Origin of the sequence: Pedococcus cremeus, from assembly GCF_900111375.1 — a bacterium.
GTDB classification, from domain to species: domain Bacteria; phylum Actinomycetota; class Actinomycetes; order Actinomycetales; family Dermatophilaceae; genus Pedococcus_A; species Pedococcus_A cremeus.
Map to the genome: position 1 here is coordinate 582,402 of NZ_FOHB01000001.1, position 14,634 is coordinate 597,035.

At 73.1% G+C, this 14,634-nt stretch carries 17 protein-coding genes; 7 read left to right on the forward strand and 10 right to left on the reverse strand.

The window, feature by feature from the left end; translation table 11 throughout:
- Positions 1 to 129: 129 nt before the first annotated feature.
- A complete protein-coding gene (locus BMW78_RS02730) occupies positions 130 to 744 on the reverse strand; it encodes a L,D-transpeptidase family protein (RefSeq protein WP_245735618.1) in 615 nt (204 codons plus the stop codon).
- 34 nt (positions 745 to 778) lie between these two features.
- Between BMW78_RS02730 and BMW78_RS21135 the strand changes: the two genes are divergently transcribed.
- Positions 779 to 1,147 (forward strand): hypothetical protein, encoded by a 369-nt coding sequence (locus tag BMW78_RS21135; protein WP_245735619.1) that lies wholly within the window; start codon positions 779 to 781, stop codon positions 1,145 to 1,147.
- Positions 1,148 to 1,323: 176 nt separating this feature from the next.
- Here BMW78_RS21135 and BMW78_RS02735 read toward each other — a convergent pair whose 3' ends face one another.
- Together BMW78_RS02735 and BMW78_RS02740 are read right to left on the reverse strand one after the other, a co-directional pair.
- Positions 1,324 to 2,211, reverse strand: a complete 888-nt coding sequence (locus BMW78_RS02735; protein ID WP_281247055.1) for an HpcH/HpaI aldolase/citrate lyase family protein — start codon at positions 2,209 to 2,211, stop codon at positions 1,324 to 1,326.
- A complete protein-coding gene (locus BMW78_RS02740; RefSeq protein WP_091756106.1) occupies positions 2,208 to 3,335 on the reverse strand; it encodes an HpcH/HpaI aldolase/citrate lyase family protein in 1,128 nt (375 codons plus the stop codon). Before BMW78_RS02740 ends, BMW78_RS02735 begins: the two co-directional genes overlap by 4 nt.
- A gap of 53 nt (positions 3,336 to 3,388) precedes the next feature.
- Between BMW78_RS02740 and BMW78_RS02745 the strand changes: the two genes are divergently transcribed.
- Genes BMW78_RS02745 through BMW78_RS02760 form a run of 4 tightly spaced genes read left to right on the forward strand, consistent with a single transcriptional unit; the run spans position 3,389 to position 6,975 of the window.
- The gene (locus BMW78_RS02745; protein WP_091756108.1) at positions 3,389 to 3,952 is read left to right on the forward strand and encodes a hypothetical protein; all 564 of its coding nucleotides are present in this window, start codon (positions 3,389 to 3,391) and stop codon (positions 3,950 to 3,952) included.
- 10 nt (positions 3,953 to 3,962) lie between these two features.
- Positions 3,963 to 5,237, forward strand: a complete 1,275-nt coding sequence (locus BMW78_RS02750) for a magnesium transporter MgtE N-terminal domain-containing protein (protein WP_091756110.1) — start codon at positions 3,963 to 3,965, stop codon at positions 5,235 to 5,237.
- Positions 5,230 to 5,820 (forward strand): DUF1003 domain-containing protein, encoded by a 591-nt coding sequence (locus BMW78_RS02755; RefSeq protein ID WP_091756112.1) that lies wholly within the window; start codon positions 5,230 to 5,232, stop codon positions 5,818 to 5,820. Before BMW78_RS02750 ends, BMW78_RS02755 begins: the two co-directional genes overlap by 8 nt.
- A gap of 9 nt (positions 5,821 to 5,829) precedes the next feature.
- Positions 5,830 to 6,975, forward strand: a complete 1,146-nt coding sequence (locus BMW78_RS02760; protein ID WP_091756114.1) for an Mrp/NBP35 family ATP-binding protein — start codon at positions 5,830 to 5,832, stop codon at positions 6,973 to 6,975.
- Between the two features lie 94 nt (positions 6,976 to 7,069).
- Here the strand turns inward: BMW78_RS02760 and BMW78_RS02765 are convergent, their stop codons facing one another.
- The 4 genes from BMW78_RS02765 to sigE are packed head-to-tail and all read right to left on the reverse strand — an operon-like array spanning position 7,070 to position 10,449.
- Positions 7,070 to 7,423 (reverse strand): twin-arginine translocase TatA/TatE family subunit, encoded by a 354-nt coding sequence (locus BMW78_RS02765; RefSeq protein ID WP_091756116.1) that lies wholly within the window; start codon positions 7,421 to 7,423, stop codon positions 7,070 to 7,072.
- Between the two features lie 19 nt (positions 7,424 to 7,442).
- Positions 7,443 to 9,068, reverse strand: coding sequence for a S1C family serine protease (locus tag BMW78_RS02770; protein ID WP_091756118.1), 1,626 nt, complete (start codon positions 9,066 to 9,068; stop codon positions 7,443 to 7,445).
- Complete coding sequence (locus BMW78_RS02775) at positions 9,065 to 9,802, reverse strand: anti-sigma factor family protein (protein ID WP_091756120.1); 738 nt, start codon at positions 9,800 to 9,802, stop codon at positions 9,065 to 9,067. Before BMW78_RS02775 ends, BMW78_RS02770 begins: the two co-directional genes overlap by 4 nt.
- Positions 9,799 to 10,449: an RNA polymerase sigma factor SigE gene (gene sigE, locus BMW78_RS02780; RefSeq protein ID WP_245735642.1), complete on the reverse strand. Its 651-nt coding sequence runs from the start codon at positions 10,447 to 10,449 to the stop codon at positions 9,799 to 9,801. Before sigE ends, BMW78_RS02775 begins: the two co-directional genes overlap by 4 nt.
- Before the next feature lie 221 nt (positions 10,450 to 10,670).
- On the opposite strand from sigE, the gene BMW78_RS02785 reads away from it, so the two are divergent.
- Complete coding sequence (locus BMW78_RS02785; protein ID WP_091756124.1) at positions 10,671 to 11,303, forward strand: O-methyltransferase; 633 nt, start codon at positions 10,671 to 10,673, stop codon at positions 11,301 to 11,303.
- A gap of 116 nt (positions 11,304 to 11,419) precedes the next feature.
- On the opposite strand, the gene BMW78_RS02790 is transcribed toward BMW78_RS02785, so the two are convergent.
- The 3 genes from BMW78_RS02790 to BMW78_RS02800 all read right to left on the reverse strand — a co-directional run bounded on the left by BMW78_RS02790 (position 11,420) and on the right by BMW78_RS02800 (position 13,638).
- Positions 11,420 to 11,776 carry a hypothetical protein gene (locus tag BMW78_RS02790; RefSeq protein WP_091756126.1) on the reverse strand — a complete coding sequence of 119 codons (357 nt, stop codon included), beginning with the start codon at positions 11,774 to 11,776 and terminating at the stop codon, positions 11,420 to 11,422.
- A complete protein-coding gene (locus tag BMW78_RS02795; RefSeq protein WP_091756128.1) occupies positions 11,773 to 13,347 on the reverse strand; it encodes a leucyl aminopeptidase family protein in 1,575 nt (524 codons plus the stop codon). Before BMW78_RS02795 ends, BMW78_RS02790 begins: the two co-directional genes overlap by 4 nt.
- Positions 13,348 to 13,464: 117 nt before the next feature.
- Entirely contained in the window at positions 13,465 to 13,638 is a 174-nt protein-coding gene (locus tag BMW78_RS02800; protein ID WP_091756129.1) for a DUF3117 domain-containing protein, read from the reverse strand.
- Positions 13,639 to 13,789: 151 nt separating this feature from the next.
- Between BMW78_RS02800 and BMW78_RS02805 the strand changes: the two genes are divergently transcribed.
- Entirely contained in the window at positions 13,790 to 14,596 is an 807-nt protein-coding gene (locus BMW78_RS02805; protein WP_091756131.1) for a PaaX family transcriptional regulator, read from the forward strand.
- Positions 14,597 to 14,634 lie beyond the last annotated feature (38 nt).

A 14,634-nucleotide genomic window follows, 5' to 3' on the forward strand; every position in this document is an offset into this window, starting at 1 on the left:
CGCCTCCGTCGATAGGACGACCTGCCCTGAAGCCGGGACGTGGCCGCCACGCCGGGAGGTGGCACCGGGGCCGGGAGTGGCATCGACGCCCGGAGGTGCGACACCTGCGGCTGGCGCGCTCCTCCGGTCCTAGTAGACGGTGACCCGGCTGCCCACCGGCATCAGGCCCCGCGCCCAGACCATGTCCATGGCGGGGTTGCTGACCCGGGCGCACCCGTGCGACGCGGGGTAGCCCGGCACCGAGGCCGCACCGTGGACCGCGATACCGCCGTTGAAGTACCGGGGACGCCACAGGTCGCCGAGCGGGCCCTTGTCGTTGCCGTCGACCACCCGGAACACCGAGTAGGTGCCGGGCGGCGTCACCGCGACGTGCTGCTGCCCGTAGGACTCGAACGGCTGACCGCTGCCCGTGCTGGTGTTGAGGATCGTGGTCACCGCACCACCACGGACGACGAGGAGCACCTGGCGCTGCAGGTCGATCTCCACACCGGTGCCACCGATGCGCGACTGCGGACGGGCGCCGGCCTCGAGGGCGCGGCGTGTCGCCGGCCCGAAGACCCCGTCGCGGCCAAGCCCGGCGGACTTCTGAAGGGCCATCACGGCCTGGCTCGTCAGGTAGCCGTAGGTGCCGTCGGGCGTGCCGAGCCAGTAGCCGAACGAGGAGAGCCGCTGCTGCACGGCGAGGACGTAGGCCCCGCTGTCACCCGGCTGGAGCGTGTCGCCGGCGGTGGGGGGGGGCTTCACGGGGGGGGTGGGCTTGGGGGCCGAGGTGGTGGGCGTGGGCGCCGAGGTCGTGGGCTTCGGTGTCGCCGACGTGGGCCTGAAAGCAGAGGTCGTGGTCGGAGCAGAGGTCGTGGTCGGCTTGGGCGCCGTGGTCGACGGCGTGGTGGTGCCCGGTGCCGTGGTGGGCGCGTCCGAGCCGGTGGTCGGACCGCTGGTTGCCGGTGGTTCGGGCGCAGCCGGCGGGTTGGGTGCCTCGACCGTGCTGCCGGACCGGGGCTGGGCAGCGCTCTCGAGCGAGACCATGCCGCACCCGCTCAGCCCCAGGGCCAGCGCAGCGGCCGCCGCGGCGCCCCCTGTCGCCCGCCGTACCCCTGCCCGTCGCTGGTTGCGCGTCATCGCTGTCCCCGTTCCGACGCCTGCGTGACGCCTGTGTCCTGGACCGGCACCCATCCTGTGGGGGGTGGTGGCCAGGTCTGCCGCTGCCGCGCCGGGGTCGGGCGATCGTGAGCAGATCGCAACCTTCGGCACCAAGTCTGGTCGACCGCCCCACCAGGGGGCGGCCGCACCCACTCAGACGCGCTGCTGGGCCGAAAGGTTGCGTCAGGTCGCGCTGGACTCCAGTGCGCGGATCGCCTCGTCGATGTCGAGCACCCGACGGGCCGTCTCGACGTGGAGGTTCTCGACCATCCGGCCGTTGTAGGTCACCACACCCGAGCCGGCGCCGTCCGCCCACGCCTGCAGGATCCCGCGCGCCTCCTCCACCTGCGCGTCGCTCGGGGCGAACGCGGCGTTGCAGGCCTCGACCTGTCCCGGGTGGATCAGCGTCTTGCCGTCGAAGCCCATCTGGCGGCCCTGCAGGCACTCGGCCTCGAAGCCCTCGGGGTCCTTGACGTTGTTGAAGACGCCGTCGAGGATCACCGTCCCCGTGGCCCGCGCCGCCAACAGGCACAGCCCGAGCCCCGCCATCAGCGGCTGCCGCCCGGGCACGTGCTCGGCGTGCAGCTCCTTGGCGAGGTCGTTGGTGCCCATCACCAGCACGGCCAGCCGGGCGGAGGCGCCCGCGATCTCCTCGCAGTGCAGCATCGCCTGCGGCGTCTCGACCATGGCCCAGAGCATCGTGTGCTCCGGAGCCCCGGCGGCCTCCATGGCTGCCACCAGCTGCCGCACCTCGTCGGCCGAGCCGACCTTCGGCACGACGATGCCGTCCGGACCGGCCGCACAGGCGGCCGCGAGGTCTTCCTCGTGCCACCGCGTGCCGATGCCGTTGACCCGGATCGTCAGCTCGCGCCGGCCGTAGTCGCCCGAACGCACTGCGGCACAGGCGTTCTCACGTGCCTGCTCCTTCATGTCGGGCGCGACGGCGTCCTCGAGGTCGAGGATCAGCGCATCGACGAGCAGGGTCTTCGCCTTCTCCAGGGCCCGCTCGTTCGAGGCGGGCATGTACAGAACCGACCGACGAGGCCGGTATGCCGCGTGCTCGCCGCTCACTGCGCGCTCCCCTCGTTGCCGGACGACACGGCGACGTCCGCGACGTCCGCGCCGCCGTCGGGCACGGCGGCATACAGCTGCGCCAGCTCGGGGTCGGTGCGCGAGAGGCGCTCGGCGAGCTCGACGATCACCAGGCACTGCTTGAGGCTGGCGTCGTCCTCCATCTTGCCGTCGAGCATCACGGCCCCGGTGCCGTCGCCCATCGCCTCGACGACACGGCGCGCGTGCGCGACGTCCTCGGCCGAGGGGCTGAAGACGCGCTTGGCGATCTCGATCTGCACCGGGTGCAGCGACCACGTGCCGACGCAGCCGAGGAGGAAGGCGTTGCGGAACTGGTCCTCGCAGGCGACGACGTCCTTGATGTCACCGAACGGACCGTAGTACGGGAGGATCCCGTGCATCGCGCAGGCGTCGACCATGCGGGCGATCGTGTAGTGCCACAGGTCCTGCTGGTAGGTCGCACGGTCGGCGTGCACGGCGTCGTCGACGCCGGCGGGCGGGTCCTGCCGCACGAGGTAGCCGGGGTGGCCGCCGCCGACTCGGGTGGTCTTCATCCGCCGGTCGGCCGCGAGGTCGGCCGGCCCGAGCGAGAGGCCCTGCATGCGCGGGCTGGCGCCGCAGATCTCCTCCACGTTGGCCATGCCACGGGCGGTCTCGAGGATCGCGTGCACGAGGATCGGACGCTGCAGCCCGGCGCGGGCCTCGAGCTGGGCCAGGAGCCGGTCGACGTAGTGGATGTCCTCCGGGCCCTCGACCTTGGGCACCATGATGACGTCGAGCTTGTCGCCGATCTCGGTGACGAGCGTGACCAGGTCGTCGAGCACCCACGGGCTGTCGAGGGCGTTGACCCGGGTCCACAGCTGGGTGTTCTCGCCGAAGTCGGTGGCCTTGGCGATCTTCACCAGGCCCTCGCGGGCGGCGACCTTCTTGTCGGCCTTGACGGCGTCCTCGAGGTTGCCGAGCAGCACGTCGACCGTGCCCACCATCGACGGGATCTTGGCGGCCATCTTCTCGTTGCTCGGGTCGAAGAAGTGGATGACCCGGGAGGGCCGGGCAGGCACCTCGGTGACCGGTCGCGGAGCCCCCACGGCGAGGGGCTTGAAGAAGTCCTTGGCGCTGCGCATGCGGCGGACGCTAGCGCAGACACCGCGAGGGCGGTTATGACACAGTTCACGGTGTGACCGAGCCCGCCGACACCACCGTCGAGCAGCCGCACGTCAACGTCACCGCGCTGTTCGCCGAGGCGGCCGGCAAGTCGGGGCTGCTGTGGGTCGACGTGCCCGGCGACCGGGCCTGGCCGGCGTGGCACGCCTGGGCCGACGACACCGTCTTCATCGTCTCGGGGCCGGGCGAGCAGACGCTGCCCTGGCTGCCCGACGAGGTCCCCCTGATCCTGCGCAGCAAGGACACCGGCGGCCGGCTGCTGACCGTGCACGCGACCGTGCGCACCGTGGGCCCCGACGACCCGCAGTGGGAGACCGCGACCGAGGCGCTCAAGGGCAGCCGGCTCAACGCCACCGACGACCTCCTCACCCGGTGGTCCACCGAGTGCACCGTGCGGGCGCTGCGTCCCTACGGCACCCCGCTGGAGGCACCCGGCCACTACCGCGACACCTCCGGCGCCGCACCCGTCCCGCCCAGCGAGGCGACCACCACCGGGTGGCGCCCGTGGCACCTGGGCGGACGACCGCTGCGCCGCCGCGGCACTCGCCTGCCCGACGACAGGGGCGGCGCCGGATAGCCTTGCTCGCGTGAGCACCCCGTCGCGCGTCTTCGTCGGCCGCCTGACCAGCCTGAGCGTGTTCGACCCGCTCGGCGACCAGGTCGGCCGCGTCCGCGACGTCGTCGTCACCTTCGGCGCCTCGCGTCGCCGGCCGCGCGCCATCGGCCTGGTGGTCGAGGTGCCCGGGCGCCGTCGGGTGTTCGTGCCGATGACCCGGGTCACCTCCGTCGACGGCGGCCAGGTCATCACCACGGGCCTGGTCAACATGCGCCGCTTCGAGCAGCGCACCAACGAGGTGCTCGTCATGGCCGAGCTGCTCGACCGGCAGGTCACCGTGCGCGACCCCGAGGGCGACTACACCGCCACCGTCGAGGACATCGCGATCGAGCGCGAGCGCACCCGCGACTGGGTCATCTCCAAGGTCTTCGTCCGCCAGGGACCGGCGCGCGGCCACCTCGGCCCGTTCCGCCGCCGCCGCGGTGCCACGGTGCTCGTGCCCATCGAGGACGTCACCGGCATACACCGCTCCAGCCCGGCGCAGAGCGCCGCCCGCCTGCTCGAGAACTACGACGACCTCAAGCCGGCCGACCTCGCCGAGGTGATCCACGACCTCCAACCCAAGCGACGCGCCGAGGTGGCGGCCGCCCTCGACGACGAGCGGCTCGCCGACGTGCTCGAGGAGCTGCCCGAGGACGACCAGGTGCAGATCCTCGCGACGCTGGAGCGCGAGCGCGCCGCCGACGTGCTCGAGGCGATGGAGCCCGACGACGCCACCGACCTGCTCAAGGAGCTCACCCCGGAGCAGCGGGAGGAGCTGCTCGGGCACATGGAGCCCGACGAGGCGGCCCCGCTGCGACGGCTGCTCACCTACGACGAGAACACCGCCGGCGGCATGATGACCACCGAGCCGGTCATCCTCGCCCCCGACGCCACGATCGCGCACGCCCTCGCGGTGGTCCGCAAGGCCGAGCTGTCACCGGCCCTGGCGTCGACCGTGTTCGTCTGCCGCCCGCCGCTCGAGACGCCGACGGGCCGGTTCCTCGGCATCGTGCACATCCAGCGGCTGCTGCGCGAGCCGCCGCACAACCCGATCGGCGGCATCCTCGACAAGGAGCTCGAGCCGCTGCGCCCGCACTCCCCCCTGGGCCAGGTGACCCGGGTGCTCGCGACCTACAACCTGACCGGTGTGCCGATCGTCGACGACGACGGACGGCTCGTCGGCGCGGTGACCGTCGACGACGTGCTCGACCACATCCTCCCCGAGGACTGGCGCGAGGAGCGACACGAGGTGACCCGTGACTGAGCGCGCCAGCCGCACCGTACCCGCCCGCCTCGACCAGCCCCGTGAGGCCCGGCGGGCGCTCCTGCCGCGCCCCGCCCTCTCGCAGGAGACCTTCGGGCGGTGGAGCGAGCGCTTCGCCCGCTTCATGGGCACGCCGCGCTTCCTCATCTACATGACGGCCTTCGTGGCCCTGTGGATCAGCTGGAACGCCTTCGGGCCGCGCGACCTGCGCTTCGACCCCTACGCCTTCATCTTCCTCACCCTGATGCTCAGCCTGCAGGCGTCGTACGCCGCGCCGCTCATCCTGCTCGCGCAGAACCGACAGGCCGACCGCGACCGGGTGGCCCTCGAGCAGGACCGCGCCCGCGACGAGCGGAACCTCGCCGACACCGAGTTCCTCACCCGCGAGGTCGCCGCTCTGCGACTCGCGCTGAGCGAGGCCGCCACCCGCGACTTCGTGCGCTCCGAGCTGCGCGGCCTGCTCGAGGAGCTCGAGGAGATGGAGGAGCGCCGCCTCGAGACGCGGCGGCGCGGCACCGGCCGTGACGGTGACGACAGCGAGCAGGAACCCACCGGTTCCTCGGCGGGGCAGCCCGCGACCTAGCATGGGGGCATGTCCGCCCCTACTGCCCCCGTGACCGACGACGCCCTCTACGAGGCTCTCTCGACGGTCATCGACCCCGAGATCCGCAAGCCCGTGACCGAGCTCGGCATGGTCGAGAGCGTCTCGGTCGACGAGGCGGGGCACGTGGCGGTGACGATCCTGCTGACCGTGTCCGGCTGTCCGATGAAGGACACCCTGACGAAGGACACCACCGTGGCGCTCGCCAAGGTGCCCGGCGTCAACGGCGTCAAGGTCACCCTCGGGGTCATGAGCGACGAGCAGCGCACCACGCTGCGCCAGCAGCTGCGCGGCGGTGCCCCCGAGCGCGAGATCCCCTTCGCCCAGCCCAACAGCCTCACCCGCGTGTATGCCGTGGCCTCCGGCAAGGGTGGCGTCGGCAAGTCCTCGGTCACCGTCAACCTCGCCGCCGCGCTCGCCGAGAGCGGGCTGCGGGTCGGCGTCGTCGACGCCGACGTCTACGGCTTCTCCGTGCCGCGCATGCTCGGCGTCGAGCACCGCCCGACGCAGGTCGACGACATGATCCTGCCGCCGGTCAGCCACGACGTGAAGGTCATCTCGATCGGCATGTTCGTGCCCGGCAACCAGCCGGTCGTCTGGCGCGGCCCCATGCTGCACCGCGCGCTGCAGCAGTTCCTCGGCGACGTCTTCTGGGGCGACCTCGACGTGCTGCTGCTCGACCTGCCACCCGGCACCGGCGACATCGCGATCTCGGTGGCACAGCTGATCCCCAGCGCCGAGATCCTTGTCGTGACCACCCCGCAGCAGGCCGCCGCCGAGGTGGCCGAGCGCGCCGGCTCGATCGCCATCCAGACGCACCAGCGGATCGTCGGCGTCATCGAGAACATGAGCTGGCTCGAGCTGCCCGACGGCACGCGCCAGGAGATCTTCGGCTCCGGCGGCGGCCGGGCCGTTGCCGAGTCGCTCACCCGTTCGGTCGGCGCCGAGGTGCCGCTGCTGGGTCAGGTGCCCCTCGACACCAACCTGCGCGAGTGCGGCGACCAGGGCACCCCGGTCGTGCTCCGCGACCCCGAGAGCCCCGCTGCGGTCTCGCTGCGCGCGATCGCCCGCGGGCTGGGCACCCGGGCGCGTGGCCTGGCCGGGCGCTCCCTCGGCCTCACCCCCTCGGGCCGCTGACGCGGCATACCGCACCTCGTCTGCGCAGAGCCGCTCACGCCGCCTGTTCAGGCGGGCATGGGCGGCTCTGCGTATACGGAGTCGGGGAGCGTGGTCAGGTGGCGTCGAGGTCGTAGGGGGTCGGTCGCGTGGGGTCGTAGCCCCGCGTGGTGCTGCCCTGCGTCCCCCCGGCGACCGGCCCGTCGGCGTCGATCGGGGAGTCGTCGAGGAGCGCCTCACGCACGATGCGCCGCGGGTCGTACTGGCGCGGGTCGTACTGGCGCCAGTCGATGTCGTCGAACTCCGGCCCCATCTGCTCGCGCAGCTGGCCCTTGGCCGCCTCGGCCATCCCCTTGGCCTGGCGCACCAGCCGGCCCAGCTTCGCGGCATACTCCGGCAGCCGCTCGGGGCCGAGGATGACCACGGCCAGCACGATCAGGAGGATGAACTCCCACCCGGTGATGTTCACGCGGTCAAACCTGCCCTTGTCACTGGTTGGTGGTGCCCTGCAGGGTCATCCTGACACTGATCTCCCGCGAACCGCGACGCACCTTCATGGTGACCTCGTCGCCGACGCTCTTCGCTCGGATCAGCACCACCAGGTCGTCGGGGTCGGTGACGCGGTGGCCGTCGAACTCGACGATGAGGTCGCCGGGCTTGATGCCCACCTTGCCGGCGGGGCCGGTGGGGCTCACCGGCTGGCGCTGCTGGGCCGACGGCTCCAGGATCTTCACGCCGTCGGCCTTGTTGTACTGCCGGTCGAGGACGACGCCGATGATCGGGTGCTCGGCCCTGCCGGTGCGGATGAGCTGCTCGGCGGTCTTGCGCACCTGGTCGCTAGGGATCGAGAAGCCCACGCCGATGTTGCCGGACTGCTCGCCCGAGCTGCCGGGGATCCGCGCGATCGCCGAGTTCACCCCGATGACACGGCCCTGCATGTCGAGCAGCGGGCCCCCCGAGTTGCCCGGGTTGATCGCGGCGTCGGTCTGGATGGCGTTGATGAACGACTGCTGGTCGCCGTCGCCGCCGGGGCTGACCGGGCGGTTGAGGGCGCTGACGATGCCGGAGGTCACCGTGTTCTCGAGGCCGAGCGGGGCACCGAGCGCGATGACCTCGTCGCCGACGACCACGTCGGACGAGGAGCCCATGACGAGCGGCTGGAGGTCACTGCGGCCGGTCTTGAGCACGGCGAGGTCGTAGGAGCCGTCACGGCCGGCGATGGTCGCGGAGACCTCGGTGCCGTTGGCCAGCTCGACCTTGATGGTGCCCGAGTCGGCGGCACCGGCCACGACGTGGTTGTTGGTGATGATGTGGCCCTGGTCGTCGGCGACGAAGCCCGAGCCGGTGCCGTTGCCGTCGGCGCCCTGCACCTTGATGGTCACCACGCTGGGCAGTGCCTTGGCCGCGATGTTGGCGATGGAGCCCTCGGGCCGCTGCGTCGCGCCACTGCCGACCGTCGGCAGGGGCGAGGAACCGCCGAGGCGGCCGAAGCCGAGCCGGTCGGTCGAGCCCAGCCAGCCGCCGGCGAGACCGCCGAGCAGCCCGGCGAGCAGCGCGGTGACCGCCGCCACCGCGACCAGGGCGGCCCACGAGGGGCCCCGTCGGCGGGTGGCGCCAGGGGTCGTCGCGTGGTGCGACTGGGTCCAGTCGTGCGGGTCAGCCGCCTGCCCGGCGTCTGCCGCGGCGGCATCCCGGCCCCAGCCCTGGTGCCACTCCTGCTGGTCCCACTGCTGTTGGTCCCACTGCTGGTCCGGCTGCGGCGGCGCGGACTCGTGCCCGGCCCCTCGGCGGGCCCACTGCTCCTGCTGCTGTCCCCACTGGCCCTGCTGGTGGGCGGGGTGCCCCGCCGGCGGCGGGTCGTAGGTCCACGCGGGCTGCGGAGGGGTCTCACCCACCCCGGGCGGGGGCGGTGGCGGGATCATCTGGGTGTGGTTCAGGTCGACCGGCTGGGTCTGGTCGACCGGCTGGGTCTGGCCGACCGGCTGGGTCTGGCCGACCGGTCGCTCCGGGGCCTGGTCCGCGGCCGGTGCGGGCTCGTGCGCGGGGGCCGGCGGCGTCCAGGCGCCGTGGCCGTCCTCCGGCTGGTCGGGCCAGCGGTCGCGGGGCTCACTCATGGCAGTGATTCTGCCGAAGCCCGGTGAGCGGCGCTCACGACGGGTCGGCCACCGCCGCCGAAGACCACGGTGGCTCCCGTGACCGTCAGCGGGGTGCGGGCGCGCAGCGAGGCACCCAGGGAGGCGCTCGAGAAGGAGGCCGTCGTGAAGGACGGCGTGGCAGGGCGGCTGCGCTGCACCGCGGTGCCGGGCGCAGGGGTGGTCGGCGCCGTCACCGATGGGCTGCCGACGACGACGAAGCTCCACGCGGCCGCGGCGGAGGCACCGGCCGCCAGCCCGGCGAAGACGGTGGCCCGCATGGCCGAGCGGTGCTGAGCCGGGGCACACGTGTCGACCACCGGCAGCGGGGGCGGCGGGATGCGCAGCGGGCGCGGCTCGAAGGAGTAGACCGGAAGGGCGTGGGCTGCGCCTGGGTCGCCCGCGTGCGAGCCGCCCACCCCCGCGTGCGACTCAGCAGCCGGGTCGGCGAACCCCGTTCGCTCGGTCCGCTCCCCCGCGGCCATCGACAGCAGCATCGCGCGCAGGTCGCCGGGCACCGCGGGCTGAACCGCCCCGCGCAGGGAGGCCAGCACGCGCCGCTCCTCCTCGACCGCCTGCCGGCAGGCCGCGCACGCCACGAGGTGGAGGTCCCAGGCGTGCAGCTCGCCCAGGCACAGGGCCCGGTCGACGTAGGCGGTCAGCTCGGGGCCGAGGCACCGCTGGGTGCGGCTCCGCCCGAGAGGGGTCCTGCTCACCGCGCCCCCGGCACCGGACGGCGCAGCACCGGCAGCCGACGGCGAGCGCTCGACTTCGCCTCGGCCGGCGACGTGGGCTCGACGGGGCGCACACCGGGTGCGCGGTGGGCGAGGGCCTCGCGCAGGAGGGCGCGCCCCCGGTGGATGCGCGAGCGCACGGTGCCGAGCTTGATGCCGAGCGTGGTGGCGATCTCCTCGTAGGACAGGCCCTCGATGTCGCACAGCACGACGGCGGCGCGGAAGTCCGGCGGCAGGGCGTCGAGGGCCCGCTGCACGTCGTCGTCGAAGTGGGTGGCGTCGAACGCCTGCTCCGGCCCGGCCTCACGGGTGGGGAGCCGGGCGGCCGACTCCTCCGACAGGGCGTCGAACCGGATCCGCTGCTTGCGGCGCATCCGGTCGAGGAAGACGTTGGTGGTGATGCGGTGCAGCCAGCCCTCGAAGGTGCCGGGCTGGTAGGAGTGCAGCGAGCGGAAGACGCGGATGAACACGTCGTGCGTGAGGTCCTCGGCGTCGTGGACGTTGCCGGTGAGGCGGTAGGCCAGCCGGTAGACGCGAGCGGAGTGCTGCTCGACGATCTCCTCCCAGGTCGGGGGGACCCACGGCTGCTCGGGCGAGTCAGCCTGGGCAGCCCGGTCCGGCGCGCCGATCTGGTCGGTCGCGGTCACGTCGCTCACCTCCGCCTCGCGCGCTGGTGCGCGCTGTGGTTGCCGGTCTGGACGACCGAGCACGTCCAATGGTTCCCCAACAACCTGAGCGTTGCCTGTGTGCCGGGGCGCCCTCCTGCTCGGCCTCCACCTGGTGTTCGTACAGCGCGACCTGCGCGGATGGGTGCACGAATCGGGACACCTCCGGCGCTAGGGTTGCCCGCATGACCGCACAGAAGCCTGCCAGCTGGGCGTACGCCGAGGAGTTCGTCACCGAGACGCCGGTGGTGGAGCAGGCTCGCCGTCGCGGCGAGGAGCTCGGAGCCTCCCCGGTGGGCACGGGTGCCGGCGTGGTGCTGCGCCTCCTGGCGGCGGCGTCCAAGGCGAAGTCGGTCATCGAGATCGGCACCGGCGCGGGCACCTCGGGCCTCTGGCTGCTCCAGGGCATGCCGTCCGACGGCATCCTGACGACCATCGACGTCGAGCCCGAGCACCAGGCCGCCGCCCGGCAGGCCTACCGCGAGGCCGGCATCGCTCCGCAGCGCACCCGGGTCATCAGCGGTCGTGCCCTCGACGTGCTGCCGCGCATGACCGACGCGGCCTACGACATGGTGGTCGTCGACGCCGAGAAGTCGGAGTACCCGAGCTATGTCGAGCACGCCATCCGGCTGCTCCGCTCGGGCGGGGTGCTCGTGCTCGACAACATGCTCTGGCACGACCGGGTGGCCGACCCCGCCGCCCGTGACGAGCAGACGCGCGTGCTGCGCGACCTCGGCAAGCAGCTGCGCGACGACGAGCGCCTCGTGCCGGCCCTGCTGCCGGTCGGCGACGGCGTCCTCGCCGCCGTCAAGCGCTAGGAGCGCGCTCCCCTCCCCACAGGGGGCCACAAGACAAGAGGTGAGGTATGCCGCGCGCCTCACGCCGCGGCATACCTCACCTTTCGTGTCGGGGTGCCCGACCCTGGGGCGAGACGTCAGGCGGTGCCGGGGCCGGGGCCGCGACGGAAGCCCGCCGGGCCCTCGGCGATGGCCACGACCTCGAACGGCTCGATGGTGACCGGGGCGGAGCCGATGATCTTGCTGCCCGCAGCCTCGGCCGCGTCCTTCTCGAAGTCGCTCTGGAAGTCGTCGCGGTAGACGGCCTCGTCGAAGATGTAGGTGCCCTCGAACCAGCGGCCCTGGCTCATGCGCCAGGTCTTGAAGGCCAGCCCGTCGAGGAACATGAACTTCGCCATCGACGTGCCGATCACGTAGTCGCGCAGCTTCTGTTCCACGCCCGTGGGCGCGTCCTCCAGGGACCAGCGCACGGTCAGTCCGTATCCGGCGTTCATCTCATGTCCTCCAGCCAGGTCAGCAGCAGCCGAGCACCGAAGCCGGTGGCCCCCTTGCTCAGCAGTCCGCGGTCGACATCGCTGCGGCCTGTGCCCGCGATGTCGAGGTGCGCCCACCGGCGGTCGCCGGCGAACTCGCGCAGGAACAAGGCTGCCGTGATCGAGCCCGCGCCGCCTTTCGATCCCGCTATGTGGTTGATGTCGGCGACCTCGCTGTCGAGCAGCGCCCGGTAGTCGTCGACCAGCGGGAACGGCCAGAGCACCTCGCCGGTGCGCTGACCTGCGGCGACGAGGCCCTCGCGGAGGGCGTCGTCGGTGGCGTAGACGGGGGCCATGCTGCGGCCGAAGGCCACCCGGGCGGCGCCGGTGAGGGTCGCGATGTCGAGCAGCACGTCGGGGTCGAGGTGCCGGTCGGCGTAGGCGAGCGCGTCGGCCATGACGATGCGGCCCTCGGCGTCGGTGTTGCCGATCTCGACCGTGCGACCGCCGTACTGGGTCACCACGTCGCCCGGTCGGTAGGAGGCGCCCCCGACGGCGTTCTCGGCCAGGGCGAGCAGGCCGGTGACCCGCACGGGCACGTCGAGCTCACGGCAGGCGGCCAGCACGGCGAGCACGATCGCCGACCCCGACATGTCGGTCTTCATGGCGAGCATGCCCTCGGCCGGCTTGATGTCGAGGCCGCCGGTGTCGAAGGTGATCCCCTTGCCCACGAGCACGATCCGCGGGGTCCGGCGGTTCGCCCCGCTCGGGGTGTGGTCGAGCTGCACCAGCCGGGGCGGGGTGGCCGAGCCGCCACCGACGGCGAGCAGGCCGCCGAAGCCCTCGCGGCGCAGGTCGTCGTCGGACCAGACGCGGACGTCGAGGCCCGACGCACCGGCGACGGCCTCGGCCTGGGCGGCCAGCCAGGCCGGGTTCTTCAGGTTGGAGGGGGTGACGGCGAGGTTGCGGGCCAGCATCGTCGCGCGGGCACGCACCCCGGCGCGGCGCACGACCTCGGCGTCGCCGGCACCCGGCAGGCCGGTCAGCGTGACCGCACCGGCCGGCGCGCTCTTGGTGTCGGCGGGCTTGCCACTCCACCGCGGCGGCGTGTAGCCCCCCAGGCAGATCCCCTCGACGAGCGCAGCGAGCGCGACGGCGTCGCTCCCCTCGGCGAGCGAGGTGACGACGTGCTGGCGCCCGCGAGCGGCGCGGCCCAGTGCGGCGCCGGCGGTGCGCAGGTCGTCGGCCGTGCCGGCACCGGTGCCGACGAGCAGCACGGTGCGCACCGGCGCGTCCGCGGGCATCGGCACGGTGGTGACCGACCCGGGCTTCGACGTGGGCTCCCAGGTCTGCGTCACGCCGGCCGCGTCGAGACCGAACTGCGCCAGCGTGTCGGCGCTCTCGCCCTCGGTCGGCACCCCGCCCTCGGGCACCGGCAGCGCCAGCACGAGGCCGGAGCGGTCGCCGAGGTCGGCACCGATCAGCAGGTCGGCGCCGACGAGCACGTCGGTCGCCGTCCGGTCCGTCGACGAGAGCTGGCTGGCGACGGGGTTCAGCAGGTCAGGAGTGGTGGCGGTCTTGTGGGCTGGCACGCTGCGAGCCTACCCAGCGCAGACGGCGAAGCCCCCGCCGGCGTGGGGCCGGCGGGGGCTTCGTCAGTGGTTCGTCAGGCCTTCGTCAGGCCTGCTCGCCTGCACGTGGAGGCGGGCTCAGGCGAGGCCCTCGCAGTTGTCGATCGCCGCGCCGAGCTCCTTGGCCTCGTCGGGGGTCATCTCGACGACAAGGCGGCCACCGCCCTCGAGCGGCATGCGCAGAACGATTCCGCGACCTTCCTTGGTGACCTCGAGCGGGCCATCTCCGGTCCTCGGCTTCATTGCCGCCATCGGGGCTCCCCTTCCGTGGGCGTGGATCTGTTTCGGCACGCGGGTCCACGCCAGCAAGTTGTCGTCCCAGTCGCGCCAGATGTCAGTTCATTATCCCGTGAACTGGGCCGATGGTGAAATCCGCCACCCGGGATGCGCTTGACTGTCGACCGTGCACGCGCGTTCAGCCCTCTTCGACCTCTACGGCGACCACCTGCTCGCACGGAGCGGCTGGGCGCCCATCTCGGCCGTCGTCGGGCTGCTCGGCAGCCTCGACATCACCGCCCCGGCCGTGCGGACGGCCGTCTCGCGCATGGTCCGCGAGGGCTGGCTCGAGCCGGAGGAGCGGGAGGTGCGCGGGTATGCCGCGTCCGCTCGGGCCCGCGCCCGTCTCGAGGAGGCGCACGGACGCATCTATCGCACCACCGCCACCCCGTGGGACGGGCACTGGCACGTGGTGACCGTCGAGCACCAGGCCGACCGCAACACGCGGGCCCGGGTGGCACAGTCGCTGCGCTACCTCGGCTACGGCTCGCTCGCCGCCGACACCTGGGTGGCCCCGCGCGAGAGCCCCGAGCTGGCCGAGGTGCTGCGGCGCGAGGGCGTCGACCACGACGGCTTCCGCTCCCGCTTCCAGGGAGAAGCCGCCTCCCTCGTCAGCCGGGTGTGGGACCTCCAGGCGCTCGGCGCGGCATACCGGCGGTTCGCCGAGGCGGCCGGTGAGGCCGGCGTCCCCGACGACCCGGAGCAGGCCTTCGCCTCCCGCTCCGGGCTGGTGCACGCATGGCGGCTGTTCCTCTTCACCGACCCCGGGCTGCCGGAGGAGGTGCTGCCCGAGCACTGGCCCGGCCGCGAGGCCGCTGCCCTGTTCGACCGCCAGGCGCAGGCCCTGATGCCCCGGGCCAGCACGTGGGTCGACACCTGGCTGGCGGGTGGACCGGGCGCCGTCGGCACGGGCCAGCGCCGCTCAGGCGCCTGACGGGCAGCGCGCCGCCCAGGCCCGACCAGCAGCCCTCG